Genomic DNA, 15,866 nt, shown 5'->3' on the forward strand with positions numbered 1-15,866 from the left:
CGCCAAAAAACTTTTATATATTACTTGTCCCCACCCTTGAGCGGCGACATGAGGAAGCAGAATGGCACGACCAGCATGCACCCGATACCGAGGATCATGAAGACCTCGTTATAGGCCAGGATCGCAACCTGACGCTGGAACTCCTTGTACAGCCGCCCCATCGCCACGTTATTGAGCGCGCCCTGCGCGTAGCCACGCATCACCGCAACACCCCGGCTCTGGGCCAGGTATTCGTTGAAGGGCTGATGGTAGGGCGTCATCCAGTGCACCATCTGGTTCTGGTGCGCCTGGCGCAGTTCCGTCACCATGGCCGTAGCGCCTGAAATGCTGAGTGATCCCAGCACGTTACGCGCCATGCTGAACAGCGCCGAGCCATCGGCGTTCAGGCTGCGGGGCAAGGTGGCGTAGGTAATGGTCGAGATCGGCACGAACAGGAAGGCCATCGTGCCCGTCTGGCTCATGCGGAACAGCACCAGATGGCGGAAATCAAGGTCAGGCACCAGTTGCGCCGACCAGATCATGGATACGCCCATGAGGAAGAAGCCCAGCGCGATGATATAGCGCAACTGCACATACTTCATCGCAATGCCCACCAGCGGGATCAGCATGATCACCACAATGCCGCCGGGCGAGAGGATCAGCCCCGATAGTGTTGCGGTATAGCCCATGATCTGCTGCGAGAACTGCGGCACGATAATGGCCGAGGAATAGAGCAGCGTCCCCACCGCCCCCATCAGCCCGGTGCCCACGGCAAAGTTGCGGTCCTTGAACACCCGCAGGTCCACCGCCGGGTTCTTGGCCCGCAACAGCCAGATGATGGCGCCGCCTATGCCAAGGAAGGCGAGGATGGCCATGGTGACGATAATGCGCGAGCCGAACCAGTCCTCGTCCTCACCACGGTCAACCGCCACTTCAAGGCAGCCAAAGCCGATGGTGATCAGCCCGATGCCCACGAAGTCAAGCGGTGCGTTCTGCTTGCGCGCCCATGGCGGGTCGTCGATCATGATCGAGACGGCGATGGTGGCCAGGATGCCCACCGGCACGTTGATGAAGAACACCCACCGCCACGAGTAGTTATCCGTAATCCACCCGCCAAGCGACGGGCCGAGCACGGGGGCCACCACGGTGGCGATCGCCGTCAGGCCAAAGGCCGCGGCGCGTTTGGCGGGCGGGAAGGTGTCAAGAATGATGGATTGCTGGTTGGGCTGGAGCCCACCACCAAAAAAGCCCTGCATCAGGCGGAAGATGATCAGTTCGGGCAGGCTCGTCGCGATGCCGCACAGGAACGACGAGAGCGAGAACATGGCAATGCAGATGAGGAAGTAACGCTTGCGCCCGAACAGCTTGCCCAGCCAGCCCGATATGGTGAGCACGATGCCGTTGGCCACCAGATAGGAGGTGAGCGTCCAGGTCGCATCATCATAGGTTGAGGACAGGCTGCCCGCGATATGCGGCAGCGCCACGTTGACGATGGTGGTGTCGAGAATTTCCATGAAGGCGGCCACCGTCACAACCACGGCGATCAGCCATGGGTTGTGCTTCGGTTTCCAGCCCGCGCCATCCGCCGGGGCCGCAGGCGCTGCCTGCGCGCTCATTCCGTATGGACCGTAGGTTCAACCGACAGCCCGATGGAAAGCGGCAGATCGGCGCGCAGCCCCTCGTCGATCAGGATCTTGACCGGCACGCGCTGCACGATCTTCACGTAGTTGCCCGTGGCGTTCTCCGGCGGGAAGGCGCTGAAGGTTGCGCCCGTGCCAAGCTGCAGCGAGTCAATATGGCCCCTGAGCTTGAGGAACGGGTAGGCATCAATGGCGATATCCACCTTCTGGCCGGGGCGCATGTGGGTGAGCTGCGTTTCCTTGTAGTTGGCCACGACCCAGATTTCGGGCTCGACCACGGACACAACCGTCTGGCCTGCGGTGACATACGTGCCACGCTCGATGTTGCGCTGCGAGATCCAGCCATCATGGGGCGCGCGGATGGTGGTCCATTCCACGTTCAGTTCCGCCTCACGCAGCTTCGCCTCGGCCTGGTTCAGGGTAGCCTGCTGCTCGCTCACGCGGGCCTCGGTGCTGGCAATGTTGGGGATGACAGGCAGCGCGGTTTCAAGGTTGCCCTGCGCTTCAAGCACCTGCGCCTTGGCCGCGTTCAGCGCCGCAGTGGCGTAATCGATGTTCTGCTGCGATGTCGCCTCGCGCGTTACGCCATGCTGGCGGCGGTAATCGGTCTCGGCCCTGAACTCCTGCGCCTGCGCCTGCTGCAACTGCCCTTGGGCGACCATGAGGTGACCGGGGAAGTTCTTTTTGGCCACTTCGGACAGCAGGGTATAATTCTGCACCTGCGCGCGCGCGATATCGACGGCAGCCGCCGCCTGGTCACGCTGTGCGCGCCAGTTGCGGTCATCGATACGGGCAATGACATCACCCTGATGGACGAACTGGTTGTCATTCACCAGCAGTTCGGTCACGTAGCCGGACACATGGGGGGCCACCGCCACGGCACGGCCGGCGGTGAAGGCATCATCGGTTTCCACCTCGTTGCGGTGCAGGAACCAGTAAAGTACGCCCAGCACCACGACCGCCACGACAATACCGATCAGGATCAGCTTGCGGCGCGGCGATACTTCCTTTTTCTTTTTATCCTGTCCGTCTTCAGGTGCGTTGCCTTCGTCCGCGGCCATCTGCTTTCCTCATCATCACTTGATTGCAGCCCCTGATCCTGTCATCTCGCGCATTGACCGAACGGGTCGGTCAATCCATTGCACGAAGCTTGCCACACTTCAACCGCCAACCCCGGCTCAAGTGCACATTCGCCCGGCCAGGTCAGAGCGTGAAGGCCTGATTGCGCACCATGCGGGCGTACAGGCCATCATGTTCCATCAGGGCATCATGCGTGCCGCATTCCACCGCCTGCCCCTGCGCAATCACCACCACCAGATCCGCCGAGCGCACGGTGGAAAGCCGATGCGCCACCACAATGGTCGTGCGCCCGTGGCGCAGATGCGTCAGGGCCTGCTGCACGATGGCCTCGCTCTCGCTATCAAGCGCGCTTGTCGCCTCATCAAGCAAAAGCACGCGCGGGTTACGCAGCAGGGCGCGGGCCAGCGCCACGCGCTGCCGCTGCCCGCCAGAAAGGCGCTGCCCGCCGGGGCCAACCACCGTGGCATAGCCCTGTGGCAGCGCCGAGATAAACGTATCGGCGGCGGCGGCGCGAGCGGCTTCGTGCACCTGTTCATCGCTGGCCCTGGGGTTGCCCATGCGGATGTTGTCGATGACCGGCAGGTCGAACAGGAGCGTATCCTGGCTGACATAGGCAATGGCATCGCGCAGGTCGGACAGGATAAGGCGGCGCAGGTCCACGCCATCAAGCGTGATGCGCCCGCCGGTGACATCATGCAGGCGCGGAATAAGGGAAAGCGCCGTGGACTTGCCGGCCCCCGATGGGCCGACAAGGGCCACGGTCAGGCCCGGCTCGGCCACAAAATCCAGTCCGGTCAGCCCCATGCGCCCGTCGGGGTATCGAAAGGCCACCTGCTCGAAGCACAGGTTGCCACCACCTGCGGGCAGGCTGATGGCATCGGGCGCCTGGGCCACGGCCACGGGCTCGTCAATCACGTCAAATACGCGCTGCAGGCCACCAAGCCCTTCCTGCAGGGCGATGTTGAGCGTGCCGAGCGCGCGCAGCGGGCGGGCGGCCAGCAGCAGGGCGGCCACAAAGCCGGAAAAATCGCCCAGCGTGGCGCCGCCCTGCGTGGCCCGCCAGCCCGCAAAGCCCAGCACGGCAGCCACCGCGATGCCACCGAGCACCTCAAGCATCGGGTCCACCCGCGCGCGCCCGTGCGCAATGCGCAGCAGGCGGTCATGCAGGATGTCGAGCACGCGGGCGGCGCGGCTTTCCTCCTCGGCTTCAAGGCGATAGACGCGGATGGTGCGCGACTGGCCAAAACTTTCGGCCAGCATGGCGCTGGTCTCGCCAATCTGTTCATGCACGCCGCCGGATTCCCGCCGCAGCCGCTTGCCCAGGCGGCGCACCGGCAGGGCGGCGATGGGGTAGAGCACGGCAGCGATCAGGCTGAGTTCCCAGTCCATGTACAGCATGGAGGCGATCAACCCCACCACGGTCACGGCATCGCCCAGCGCATTGGTGGCGCGGATCATGGCCTCGCGAATCGAGACGGCATCGGTGGTGAAGCGGGCCGCGATCTGGGCGGGGGCCTCGGTTTCGATGCGCGAGATATCGGCATTGACCAGATGGTGGAACATGCGCCCCTGCAGGCCACGGATCACCAGCAGCACCAGCGACTGCACCGCAATCGACTGCCCGTACTGCGAGATGGCCTTGGCCACCGTAATCACCACCACCAGAATGGGTACCTGGTACAGGATGCGCGGGTCATGATCGGCAAACATGTCGAGCGCGCGCTGGATCACCAGCGGGTAGAGCGCGCTGAATATGGCCATGAGCGCCGTCAGCACCATGACCGCCATGATACGCAGCTTGTGGCGGGCCAGTTCATCGCGCCACAGCCGCCGCATGAGGCGACGTGACGACACCAGTGCATCAGGCGCCGCCGCACGATCCGGCGCGGTCATTTTTATTGCGTTCATCAATCGGCCTATAGCCGCAAGCCAGCGCAAAACAAAGCGCCGCGACATGCGGTTACAAATTATGTGGCGCGCGCAACGCCTTCAGCCAGCACGGCGCGCAGGCGCGTGATGCAGGCGGCATGGTCCGGCGCGCAGCCCTTTTCCAGCCACCACTGCCGCACCTGCCCCAGCACCTGCCCCACCATGGCACCGGGCGGGCAGCCGGCATTCATGACATCGCCGCCATTGAGCGGGAAAACCGGCGGCGGCGTGCGCACAAGCTGGTCGCGCAGGCCCTCCCACCCCGCATCGGGGCGCCCCAGCGCATCAGCCTGCCGCAGCCATGCGCGCCAGATCAGGTCGCGCGGGTCATGGTCAGCCAGCAGGCGCAGGATGTCGGGACCATCAAGGCCGGGGCAGGGCACCGGCTCACCGCGCGTGCGGGCCAGCGCGCCACCCTCCGCGCGTGACAGTTTGAGCCGCCGCGCCACCGCGCGTTCGTCGCCCGCCACCAGGGCTGCCAGACGCAGCACCGGCGCATCCGGCGCACCACAGGCCAGCAGGCGCTCGAGGCGGGGGATGCTGCTGCCTTCGGGCAGGACATGGGCCAGCACGCCGCAATCATGCATCTGCCACAGCGTGCGCGTAACCTCGGGGCCGGTCAGGATGCGCCGCAGCTCCGACCAGATCCGCTCGACCGAGAGACGGTCGATCAGGGCGGCGAGAGCCGTTATGGCGTCGATCGCCTGCGGGTCAGGCCTGCCGCTGCCATACCGGGCCTGAAAGCGGAAAAACCTCAGGATCCGCAGCGCATCCTCGGTAATGCGCAGGCGGGCATCGCCCACAAAACGCACCCTTCCCGCCGCCAGGTCAGCCTGGCCGCCAAAATAATCATGCACCACGCCCGCGCTGTCGCATGACATGGCGTTGATGGTGAAGTCGCGCCGTGCCGCATCCTCGCGCCAGTCCTGCGTCCAGGCCACGGTGGCGTGGCGGCCATCGGTTTCCTCATCGCGCCGCAGGGTCGTGATCTCGAAGGGACGCCGGTCGATGACGGCGGTCACCGTGCCATGCGCAAGGCCCGTGGGCACCACCTTCATGCCCGCGGCCTTCAGCTTCGCCATCACCGCATCGGGGGCCTCGGCGCAGGCCAGGTCGATATCAGCGACCGCCTGCCCGCGCAGCAGGTCGCGCACGGCGCCCCCCACCAGCCTTGCATCGGGGAGGATGGTCCAGATCCGGCCAAGCTGTTCCAGCACGCCGGGCATGCCGTGGGCCAGCGTGGCAAGTGGGCTGGTCACGATGCCGCCTCCATGGCGGAAAGCGGGAAGAACACATTCTGGCTCCACACGCCAAGGCAGGGCACGCCCTGGCAGTGCCCCTCCACCGCAAGGGCGGCGAGTTCGTAATAGACCGGGCGGGCGATGCGGGCCTCGATGGGTAGCGCGCCATCACCGTCGCGCACATGCAGGTAGGGCACCGGGCCGGTGCCGCAGCCTTCGCACGGCACGTTCCAGTCACATCGAATCGGGTGGTCAGGCCCTGCGCAGATCACCTGATCGACATTGGTGCGAAACGAGAGCACCTGCCCCCGCCCGCAGCCATGCCATTCAAGGTGATTGGCCACGAAGGGGGCGTCCTCCACCTCGATCGTGCCCTGCTCCACCGGGGTCTGGAGCCTGAAGCCACCCAGGGCGTCGCGCCGCAGGGTGGAGGCGAACAGGCAGACCATCGGCTTGCGGCGGATGGGGGAGCCACGGTACAGCCACGTTCCGTCGCGCCTGATCACGAACGGCAGCGCGCCGCATGTTCCGCCCTGCCCCGGCGCGCGGGCGGGCGGGTTCTGTCCTGTCTCGAAATCGTCCATCAATTGCGTTAACCCGACACTATGGAAGCTGCTGGACTTGATATAGGGATCAACACTGCCTTGATGAAACCCCCGGACCTGTCAGACTGTTGGAATGATGACCATGGATGATACCTCACCCCTCCATGCGGCGCCGCAGGCGGGCATGACATCCCCCCCCACCCTGACCGGCGAGCAGATCGCGGCCCGGGCCGAGAGCATGGGCGCGCGCCTGCGGGCCGCGCGGGCGGAAATCGGCCGCGTCATACTCGGGCAGGACCGGGTGATCGACCTGGTACTGACCACCATCGTGGCGGGCGGGCACGCGCTTCTGGTCGGCGCGCCGGGCCTGGGCAAGACGCTGCTGGTCACAACGCTGGGTCACGTGATGGGCATGGACGCACGCCGCGTGCAGTTCACGCCCGACCTCATGCCAGCCGATATTCTGGGCAGCGAAATCCTTGATGAGGACGAGGCCGGCCGCCGCAGCTTCCGCTTCGTGGCGGGGCCGGTCTTCTGCCAGTTGCTCCTGGCGGACGAGATCAACCGCGCAAGCCCGCGCACGCAGTCAGCCCTTCTGCAGGCCATGCAGGAGCGCGAGGTGGCCATTGCGGGCACCAACCACCCGCTGCCCCGCCCCTTCCACGTGCTGGCAACCCAGAACCCCATCGAGCAGGAAGGCACCTACCCCCTGCCCGAGGCACAGCTTGACCGCTTCCTGATGCAGGTCACGCTCGACTTCCCCACAGCCGAGGCCGAGCGCGCCATGCTGCTGGCCACCACCGGCACCACCACCGCCACCGCCAGCCCCGTGCTCACGGCGGCTGACGTGATCGAGGCGCAGGCGCTGGTGCGCGCCCTGCCGGTGGGCGAGCAGGTGGTCGATGCGATCGTGCGCCTCGTGCGCGCGGCTCGCCCCGAGACCAGCGATGACCCCACCATCCGCGAGGCCGTGGCCTGGGGGCCTGGGCCCCGCGCGGCACAGGCGCTGATGCTGGCCACCCGTGCCCGCGCCCTGCTTGATGGCAGGCTTTCGCCCACCATCGAGGACGTGGTGGCGCTGGCCCAGCCCATCCTGGCCCACCGCATGGCGCTGTCCTTTACCGCGCGGGCGGAAAACCTGCGCCTGTCCGCGCTGATCGATACGCTGGCCGGACGGATCGGCTGACATTGGCCGTCCTTCCCTCCTTCCTGTCGCGGCTGATCCCCAATGCCGCCCGCGCGCCCGGCGCGTCACGCCCGGCGCCGGAGCCTGCGGGGGCCGGGTTCGCACCGCGCAACGCCATTACCGCCACCGCGCTGGCCGATGACCTGGCCAGCAGGCTGCCCGCCCTGCTCGTTGCCGCCGAGCGCCTTGCCCGCGCCACAGGCCAGGGCCGCCATGCGCGCCGCAGGGCAGGCCAGGGAGACGAGTTCTGGCAATACCGCCCCGCAACGCAGGGCGAGGCGGCCAGCGCCATTGACTGGCGGCAATCGGCGCGGGGCGACCGGGCTTTCGTACGCGAGCGCGAAGCCCAGACTCCCTACACCATCTGCATCTGGTGCGATAATAGCGCCTCCATGCGCTGGCATTCCGCCCCTGGCCTGCCGCCCAAGGCCGAGCGGGCCTTCGTGCTGGCGCTGGCCAGTGCGGCCATGCTGCTTGGGCAGGGCGAGCAGATCCGCCTGCTGGCCACCAACCCCACAACCCCGCCGCTGCGCCTGCACGGCCATCGCGCGCTTGAGCAGATGGCCCATGCCCTGCTTGCCGCCCTGCGCCATGCGCCCGATGCGCCGGACCTGCCGCTGACCACCGCCATCCCCGCCCGCAGCCGCGTGCTGCTGTTTGGCGACGGGCTGTACCCACCCGGACAGCTTGAAACCTTCCTGCACCAGCTTGCCACATGCCAGGCCACCGCCACGCTGGTGGAAACAATAGACCCGGCGGAGACCACCCTGCCCTATACCGGCCCAACCCGTTTCACCGCCGTGGAGGAGGACGCAGGCAGCCTGCTTTATGGCAGCCCCACGCTGCAACAGGATTATGCCGTGATCTGGCAACGCCACCAGGCGCGGCTTCGCACGCTGTGCATGGCGGCGGGCAGCCCGCCCGTTGTGCATATGACCGACCAGCCGCCGCTTGACGCCCTGATGGCATTGCACACCCTGCTCGGGGCGGGAGGGCGGCCATGATTCTGCTCGCCCCGTGGATGCTGCTCGGCCTGCTGGCCCTGCCCGCCGTGTGGTGGCTGCTGCATGCCCGCCCGCCCGCGCCGCGCACGCAGTCCTTCCCGCCCATGCGGCTGCTTGCAACGCTTGCCGCCCCACCCCCTGATGCGACCTCCGCCCCGCTGTGGCGCGTCCTGCTGCGCTGCCTGGCCATGCTGGGGCTGGTTCTGGGGCTGGCGCAGCCGGTCTTTCCACGCGGGCAGGGCGGCCTGCCCGATGCCGACTGCCTGATCGTGCTCGATAACGGCTGGGCTGCGGCGAACACATGGTCGCAGCGCGTCCACGCACTCGATGGCCTGCTCGACCATCTTGCCCGCACGGGCCACACCGCGCGCCTGCTGCTCACCGCCCGCAACGACGCACTCGACCCGATCACGGTCCAGCCCGCCCTGCAGGCCGACCTGCTGCGCAGCCAGATCGACCCGATGCTACCGCGCGCCTGGCCCACCGACCGCCTTGCAGCCACCCATGCGCTCACAACCCTTGCGGGCCAGGGCTGGCGCGGGCCGGTCATCTACATTGCCGACGGACTGGCCACGCAGGGCGACACGGGGTTTGCCGCAGCGCTTGCCGCCATTGGCTCCGTGCATGACATGCAGGTGCCGCAATCCGACATCATGCTGCTCGCCCCGCCCGCCAGCGGGCAGGGCAGCCTGGCCACGCAGCTGCGCACGGTGCCGCGCGACCATCCGCGCACCGGCCAGCTCCGCCTTGAAACCGCAACCGGCGGCACGCTCGGCCTGCTGCCGGTCAACCTGCCCGCGGGCGCCGACCATGCCGATCTCGCCCCCGACATGCCCGCCGAACTGCGCAATAAGGTCGATCACCTCGCCCTTGAGGGCATGACCGGGCCTGCGGGCATCCGCCTGCTTGACGAGCGCGAGCGCCAGCGCCCGGTGGGGCTGATCGCAACCGGCAGTTCCGACACGCCGCTGATGGGCAGCCTGTTCTACCTGCGCCGCGCGCTGCAACCCGCCGCCGAACTGCGCGAGGGCAACCTTGATACGCTGCTCGCCCGCCCGCTTTCGGTCATCATCGCGCCCGATGGTACATTGGGCAGCCCCGAAAGCCGCAAGAAAGTCGCGGCATGGGTGCGCGCAGGCGGCACGCTGATCCGCTTTGCCGGCCCGCTGCTCATTCAGGGAGCAGATACTACGGATGGCGGTGGCGATACGCCCCAGCCGCAGGCCGACCCACTCCTGCCCGTGCCGCTCATGGCGGGCGCGCGCGAACTGGGGGGCGCCATGTCATGGAGCAAGCCGGAACATCTGGCCCCCTTTCCCGCCACATCCCCATTCCATGATCTCGACATCCCCGCCGATGTCACGGTCTCGCGGCAGGTACTGGCCCAGCCTTCCACCGATCTGGACAGCCATAGCTGGGCACGGCTCGATGATGGCACGCCGCTTGTCACCCACGCCGCACTCGGCGCAGGGCAGGTGGTGCTGTTCCATGTAACCAGCACGGCGGAATGGTCGAACCTGCCGCTTTCGGGGCTGTTCGTGGGCATGCTCCAGCACCTGATCGACCAGGCCTCGGGCATTGAAACGCCCGCCGGCACCACCCTGCTGGCCCCCTACATGGCGCTTGATGGCGATGGCACGCTGGTCTCGCCGCCCGCGGGCGCGCAGGCGCTGCGGGCCGATGCGTTTGGCCACACCGCCCCCAGCCCGGAACACCCGCCGGGCCTGTATGGCCCGCGCAACAGCCGCCGCGCGCTCAATGTAGGCGATGACCCGGCAGCCCTTGCGGCCCAGCCCGCCATCGGCACCGTGTCCGACCTGCGCGGGCAGGTGGCCGACCTGTCCATCGGGCCGATGCTGCTCGTGCTGGCCACCGTGCTGCTCCTGGCCGACGGGCTGGTCAGCATCGTGCAACGCGGGCGGCAATGGCGTGGGCACGGGCTTGCGGCGCTGGCACTGTGCTGCGGCATGGGCATGGCGGGCGCCCACGCGCAGGCGGCTGACATACCGCCCGACGTGCCGCGTGCAGCCCTTGAAACCCGGCTGGCCTATATCGTAACCGATCACCCCGAGATCGATGATGTATCGAAAGAGGGGCTTCAGGGCCTGTCAGACTACGTCAATGCCCGCACCTCCGCCATGCTGGGCCACCCCGATGGCGTGACGCCGGAGCGTGATGACCTGTCCTATTACCCGCTCATCTACTGGCCGGTCACACCCGATGCCCCCTCCAGCCCGGCCCGCACGGCAGCACTCAACACCTATATGCGCCATGGCGGCATCCTGCTGATCGACACGCAGGGCCAGGACCCGGCCACGGCACCCGAAAATGCCAGCAGCTACACCGGCACGGCGCCCGGCACGGCCGCAGCGCTGAAGCGCATGACGGCAGGGCTGGACATTCCCCCGCTCACCCGGCTCGACAGCCACCATGTGCTCTCGCACACCTTCTACCTGTTGCATGATTTTCCCGGGCGGTACGATGGCATGCCCGTATGGGTGGCGCAGGAGGGCGACAGCACCAATGACGGGGTGAGCCCGGTCATCATCGGCAGCAATGACTGGGCGCATGCCTGGGCGGTTGATGCAACGGGCAACACGCCCTACGCCCCCGTGCCCGACGGGGCGGAACAGCGCGTCACGGCCTACCGTTTTGGCGTGAATGCCGTGATCTATGCCCTGACCGGCAACTACAAGGCGGACCAGGTGCATGTGCCTGCGCTGCTCAAACGGCTTGGGGAGTAAGCGGCATGCCTGACCTGTCGCGTCACATGATGGCGCTCAGCCCGCTTGTGCCGTCGTGGTGCATCAACCTGCTGCTGGCCGCCTGCGCAGCCCTTGCCCTGTGGGGCCTGGCCCGCCGGGTGCGCGGCAGCGTGTGGCGGCTGCTGGCCGGGCTGGGTGTTGCCCTGTGGCTGTACAACCCCCAGCGCATTACCGAGACATGGCACCCCCTGCCGGAAACGGCACTTGTGGTAGTGGACCAGTCGGCCTCGATGAACGAACGCAACCGGGGCGAGATGGCGCGCAATGCGGCAGCGAGCGTGCAGGCCGCCATGAACCGCGTGCCCGGCCTCGTGCCACGCATCGTGACCGTGCGCGAGGCACAGCATGGCGGCACGCGGCTGTTTGCGGCATTGCAGCAGGCGGCGGCTGACATTCCCCCTTCCCGCCTGGCGGGCGCGGTGCTGATTACCGATGGCGAGGACCATGACGTGCCCGCCGCCGTGCCCGACACGCTCAACCCCGATGATGGCCACGGCCACCGCACCCGCCTGCCGCTGCACGTGCTGCTGACCGGCAGGGGCGAGGAAACCGACCGCCACCTGCGCGTGCTCCAGGCCCCGCCCTTTGCCATCGTGGGCAAGGACGTGACCATTCGCGTGCAGATCGACGACCAGGGCGCGCCCGCCCAGCCGGGATCTGCCACGCAGCTCACGCTCACGCAGGGCAATGGCGCGACCTTTACCCGCCCCGTGAAGATTGGCGAGCCGCAGGACATTACCCTGCCCGTCACCCATCCGGGCGAGATGCTCATTGGCCTGTCAGCGCCCGAACTGCCCGGCGAGGTCTCGACGCGCAACAACCATGATGTCATCCGCATCAACGGCGTGCGCGACCGGCTGCGCGTGCTGCTGGTGTCCGGCACGCCCAACCAGGGCGAGCGCGTGTGGCGGCGACTGCTCAAGGCCGATCCTTCGGTGGACCTCGTGCACTTCACCATCCTGCGGCCACCCGACCGTGATGATGGCACGCCGCTTTCCGACCTGGCGCTGATCGCCTTCCCCGTCAATGAACTGTTCCAGCAGAAGGTGGGGCAGTTCGACCTCATCATTCTCGACGGGTTTGAAAACCGTGGCATCCTGCCCGAGGCCTATCTGCGCAACATCGTCAACCACATCCGTGAAGGCGGCGGGCTGCTGCTGATTGGCGGCCCGGAATTCCTCACCCCCGGTTCGCTGCAGGATACGCCGCTGGCCGATATCCTGCCCGCGCATGTGACCACGGCCGATGGCATGGCCATCCAGCGCTTCAAACCCGACCTGACCGAGACCGGCATGCGCCACCCGGTCACCTCCGGCCTGCCGGGCACGCCTGAGCATGCGGGGAGCAAGCCGGGCTGGGGGCCGTGGTATCGCAGCCTGCGCAGCGATTCCGCCCGGGGTGAGGTGCTGATGACGGGCCCCGACCACCAGCCCCTGCTGGTGCTCGACCATGCGGACAAGGGGCGCGTGGCCTTCCTGATGTCCGACCAGGCCTGGCTGTGGTCGCATGGCGAGGGGGGCGGCGGCCCGCAATCCGAACTGCTGCGCCGCATCTCGCACTGGCTGATGAAGGAGCCGGAGCTGGAGGAAAACCAGCTTGAGGCCAGCATTGCGGCTGGGCAGATGACCATCACCCGTCGCTCGGTCACCACCGGGCCTGCGCCGGTGGTGCATGTCACGGCGCCCGATGGCACCAGCCAGCAGGTCACACTCGACCCCGCGGGCAATACCGGCCTCGCCCGCGCCCGCCTGCCCGCGACACAGGACGGCATATGGACCGTGCGTGATGATGCCGGGCATGAAGCCTTCGCCGCCCCGCGCGCGGAAGACCCGCTGGAGTTTGCCGACCTGCGGGCCACGGCTTCCGTGCTTGGCCCCATGGCGGCCGCGACCGGCGGCGGCGTGCACTGGCTTGGCGCGGATGCGCAGGCTCCATCCCTGCCGGAGATGGCGATGGCGGACGGGAGCCACGCTTCATCGGCCAGCTGCTTCGCCTTCCCTGCCCGCAATGCCCACAGCGTGTCGGGGCAGCAGGCCAGTGCCGTGCTCCCGGCCTGGGCCATGGGGCTGTTCGTGCTGCTGATGGTGTTCATGGCATGGTGGCGGGAAAGCCGCCCCTGAAGGCAGCGCTTTCGGCCAAGAAACTGACAAAAAACAATAAAAGTTTGTGAATGCCGCCTTTTTTCAAAAAAGGCGACATTCTGGCCCAGGCTTCATCCACGACATATTCAGGGTTGCGCAATGGTGAGCAGGCTGGCTTTTGTGGCCGCCGTGGCGGGAAAGTGGATTAATCGTCGCATCAACCATCATTTTGCGGTAATCAGCAGAACCGGCAGGCGGCGTAGGGCTGTTGCGCGGCTGGCTGAACGCTCACTCTCGGGACAGGACATGATTTCCAGATCCGGTATATATCTTCTTGTCGCCGCCCTGTTCGCGGGCCTTCCTGCCGTGTGCATGCCGCTGCATGTGGCCCATGCGCAGGATGCCGAAGACCCTGAAGCCGAGGCCGAAGCCGCTGACGCCGCCAAGAAGGCCGAGGCCCGCCGCGCGGCCAAGGCGGCGGCACCGCCAGCCGCCCTGCCCGGCGCTGAATCGCGCGAGGAAGAGCACGGCCACGCCAATTCCGACATGAACCCGACCAATGCGCTGTTCGATGCCATCAACCGTGGCAGCCTTGGCGCGGCGAAGGAAGCCCTGAACCGCGGCGCTGACATGACGGCCCAGAACCAGCTTGGCCAGACGCCGCTCGACATGGCGATCGACCTGAACCGTAACGACATCACCTTCCTGCTGCTGTCGATGCGCACCTTCTCGGATGCGGACCCGCATTTCGCCTCCAACAACCTTGAAAGCGGCGAGGACGACACCCCGCCGCTCACCATGCCCAGGCATGCCTCGACCACCGCCTCGCCCGACCGGCGCTATGACGCATCAGGCGGCCATGCCGACCCGTCGATCGGGTTCCTCGGCTTTGGCGGCAGCTAGGCCGGTTACGGCGGCCTTTCTGAGAACCTGCCTGAAAACAAATCATTGATAAAAAATGATAAAGGTTTTTGGGCGCTGCCTTTTTTTCAAAAAGGCGGCGTTCTTCGACGCTTTCTGAAAAAAGCTTCACCAAAAACGTCCTTATGATTTCTGGATGTTGTTCAGGTTACCTTTTCAGGCAGTCCCTGAAGCTTCTGGAAATAAAAACGCCACCAGACCCTGCTTTGTTCAGGATACACCGTTCAGACAGGCCTCAAGGGTCGTGATCTCGTGCCAGATCTCATCGGCCGTGCGTTGTGGCGGGCGACGGGTATTGGTCAGCACGACGAATTCCAGCGTCATGGGGCGGGCGGAATAGCGCTGGCGGCTGACGCGGTAGCGCTTGTAGGGGCGGGTAAAGACCTGCACCGCGCCCCGCTCGCAATTGGCCCGCAGCATGTCCTTGAGCGCAATGAAGCCATCGGTGCTGTAGCTCGTGGCGATCCAGCGCGTATCGAGCACCGACAGGAGCTGTCGGTAGGCCGCAAGCGCCTGCCTGCGGTGGTTGTAGGGGCTACGCCGCTCGGTGCGCCAGTCCTGGCGTATGGCCGCCTTGTCGCGCCCGGTAATCTTGGGGGCAAGGGACGGGCTGTCCCACAGGGCAATGGTGTTGAGCACGTGGTAATTGGCGCCGTAGGGGTGCTGGTTGTAGGGCGGATCGATATAGGCGATGGCCGCCTCCCCCACCTCTCCGGCCAGACTGGCGGCCAGAACGTGGGCATCCATGCGCAGCACCCTGTGCGCATGCCCGTTATCAATAAACCGCGCCGGGCGTAGCGCAAGATCGGCGGCAATGCGGTACAGCGCCGTGCCCGTGCGCCCGCCCCAGCCGTGATGAAACCCCTTGAACAGCCCGCTGGTATTGCTGTTGTAGCTGGCGCTGTACAGCAGCGGGGCCAGCAGGCAGGCTTTCTGCCCTTCATCAAGCAGGCCGTCATGCTCCCACCGGGCAATCTGCGTGCGGATGGCATCGATGCGCATGCCGTTCTTGCGCATGTAAAACATCCGGTCGCGCGCGGTGTCATAATGCACGTCATCATCGGGGCACAGGTGGCGGGTGATCCAGCCCTCAAGCGGCGGCAGGGCGTTGAGTTCCGCCATGACCTGCCCGTAATCGCGCCTGCCATGAAAGACCGGCGCGCGCGACTGGGCCACATAGCAGCGGTTGATCTGCTCGCTATAGGGCTCCCAGTCATTGCACAGCACGCGAAAGCCAAGCTGCTTGGCCAGCCTTGAAACCACGCCGGTGCCTGCAAACAGGTCGATGAAATCGGTGTGCTGCGGCGCCTCGCCCGTGGCCGCGATGGCCTGCGCGATCAGGCCGAGCAGCTTGCGCTTGTTGCCGATATAGGGAATGAGCTGGCTGAACAGGTATTCCCCGGTCAGCAGCGCCGCATGGCGGGCCGGGCTCCATTCCATGCCGGTCAGGCCATGCGGTCCGTCAGGATCGGGGTGCCGGTTCATGCCACCCTGC

11 protein-coding genes are annotated in these 15,866 nt (G+C 66.7%); 5 read left to right on the top strand and 6 right to left on the bottom strand.

Annotated elements, in window-relative coordinates; translation table 11 throughout:
- Positions 1-20: 20 nt before the first annotated feature.
- The 5 genes from GXY01S_RS00190 to GXY01S_RS00210 form a co-directional block, all read right to left on the bottom strand.
- Positions 21-1,595, bottom strand: coding sequence for a DHA2 family efflux MFS transporter permease subunit (locus GXY01S_RS00190; RefSeq protein ID WP_061271321.1), 1,575 nt, complete (start codon positions 1,593-1,595; stop codon positions 21-23).
- On the bottom strand, positions 1,592-2,680 hold the full coding sequence (locus GXY01S_RS00195) for an HlyD family secretion protein (protein ID WP_061271323.1): 1,089 nt from the start codon (positions 2,678-2,680) through the stop codon (positions 1,592-1,594). Before GXY01S_RS00195 ends, GXY01S_RS00190 begins: the two co-directional genes overlap by 4 nt.
- Positions 2,681-2,822: 142 nt before the next feature.
- A complete protein-coding gene (locus GXY01S_RS00200; protein WP_061271325.1) occupies positions 2,823-4,592 on the bottom strand; it encodes an ABC transporter ATP-binding protein in 1,770 nt (589 codons plus the stop codon).
- 74 nt (positions 4,593-4,666) lie between these two features.
- The gene (locus GXY01S_RS00205) at positions 4,667-5,854 is read right to left on the bottom strand and encodes a CCA tRNA nucleotidyltransferase (RefSeq protein WP_110570324.1); all 1,188 of its coding nucleotides are present in this window, start codon (positions 5,852-5,854) and stop codon (positions 4,667-4,669) included.
- A gap of 29 nt (positions 5,855-5,883) precedes the next feature.
- Positions 5,884-6,453 carry a DUF1285 domain-containing protein gene (locus tag GXY01S_RS00210; protein WP_061271329.1) on the bottom strand — a complete coding sequence of 190 codons (570 nt, stop codon included), beginning with the start codon at positions 6,451-6,453 and terminating at the stop codon, positions 5,884-5,886.
- A gap of 94 nt (positions 6,454-6,547) precedes the next feature.
- Here GXY01S_RS00210 and GXY01S_RS00215 point away from each other — a divergent pair, with 94 nt between their 5' ends.
- The 5 genes from GXY01S_RS00215 (at position 6,548) to GXY01S_RS00235 (ending at position 14,353) form a co-directional block, all read left to right on the top strand.
- On the top strand, positions 6,548-7,600 hold the full coding sequence (locus tag GXY01S_RS00215) for an AAA family ATPase (protein ID WP_082770652.1): 1,053 nt from the start codon (positions 6,548-6,550) through the stop codon (positions 7,598-7,600).
- 2 nt (positions 7,601-7,602) lie between these two features.
- Complete coding sequence (locus tag GXY01S_RS00220) at positions 7,603-8,604, top strand: DUF58 domain-containing protein (RefSeq protein ID WP_061271331.1); 1,002 nt, start codon at positions 7,603-7,605, stop codon at positions 8,602-8,604.
- Entirely contained in the window at positions 8,601-11,348 is a 2,748-nt protein-coding gene (locus GXY01S_RS00225) for a DUF4159 domain-containing protein (protein ID WP_061271333.1), read from the top strand. The genes GXY01S_RS00220 and GXY01S_RS00225 overlap by 4 nt, the downstream gene beginning before the upstream one ends.
- A gap of 5 nt (positions 11,349-11,353) precedes the next feature.
- A complete protein-coding gene (locus GXY01S_RS00230) occupies positions 11,354-13,489 on the top strand; it encodes a hypothetical protein (RefSeq protein WP_061271335.1) in 2,136 nt (711 codons plus the stop codon).
- Positions 13,490-13,756: 267 nt separating this feature from the next.
- Positions 13,757-14,353 (top strand): ankyrin repeat domain-containing protein, encoded by a 597-nt coding sequence (locus GXY01S_RS00235; protein WP_061271337.1) that lies wholly within the window; start codon positions 13,757-13,759, stop codon positions 14,351-14,353.
- Positions 14,354-14,581: 228 nt separating this feature from the next.
- Here the strand turns inward: GXY01S_RS00235 and GXY01S_RS00240 are convergent, their stop codons facing one another.
- Positions 14,582-15,856: a DNA adenine methylase gene (locus GXY01S_RS00240; RefSeq protein WP_061271339.1), complete on the bottom strand. Its 1,275-nt coding sequence runs from the start codon at positions 15,854-15,856 to the stop codon at positions 14,582-14,584.
- Positions 15,857-15,866 lie beyond the last annotated feature (10 nt).

Source organism: Komagataeibacter xylinus NBRC 15237 (assembly GCF_001571345.1).
Lineage (GTDB): Bacteria > Pseudomonadota > Alphaproteobacteria > Acetobacterales > Acetobacteraceae > Komagataeibacter > Komagataeibacter xylinus.

Coding starts and splice junctions, on each gene's coding strand:
- GXY01S_RS00190 (WP_061271321.1), bottom strand. CDS start 1,595: ATGAGCGCGCAGGCAGCGCCTGCGGCCCCGGCGGATGGCGCGGGCTGG.
- GXY01S_RS00195 (WP_061271323.1), bottom strand. CDS start 2,680: ATGGCCGCGGACGAAGGCAACGCACCTGAAGACGGACAGGATAAAAAG.
- GXY01S_RS00200 (WP_061271325.1), bottom strand. CDS start 4,592: ATGACCGCGCCGGATCGTGCGGCGGCGCCTGATGCACTGGTGTCGTCA.
- GXY01S_RS00205 (WP_110570324.1), bottom strand. CDS start 5,854: ATGCCCGGCGTGCTGGAACAGCTTGGCCGGATCTGGACCATCCTCCCC.
- GXY01S_RS00210 (WP_061271329.1), bottom strand. CDS start 6,453: ATGGACGATTTCGAGACAGGACAGAACCCGCCCGCCCGCGCGCCGGGG.
- GXY01S_RS00215 (WP_082770652.1), top strand. CDS start 6,548: ATGATGACCATGGATGATACCTCACCCCTCCATGCGGCGCCGCAGGCG.
- GXY01S_RS00225 (WP_061271333.1), top strand. CDS start 8,601: ATGATTCTGCTCGCCCCGTGGATGCTGCTCGGCCTGCTGGCCCTGCCC.
- GXY01S_RS00230 (WP_061271335.1), top strand. CDS start 11,354: ATGCCTGACCTGTCGCGTCACATGATGGCGCTCAGCCCGCTTGTGCCG.
- GXY01S_RS00235 (WP_061271337.1), top strand. CDS start 13,757: ATGATTTCCAGATCCGGTATATATCTTCTTGTCGCCGCCCTGTTCGCG.
- GXY01S_RS00240 (WP_061271339.1), bottom strand. CDS start 15,856: ATGAACCGGCACCCCGATCCTGACGGACCGCATGGCCTGACCGGCATG.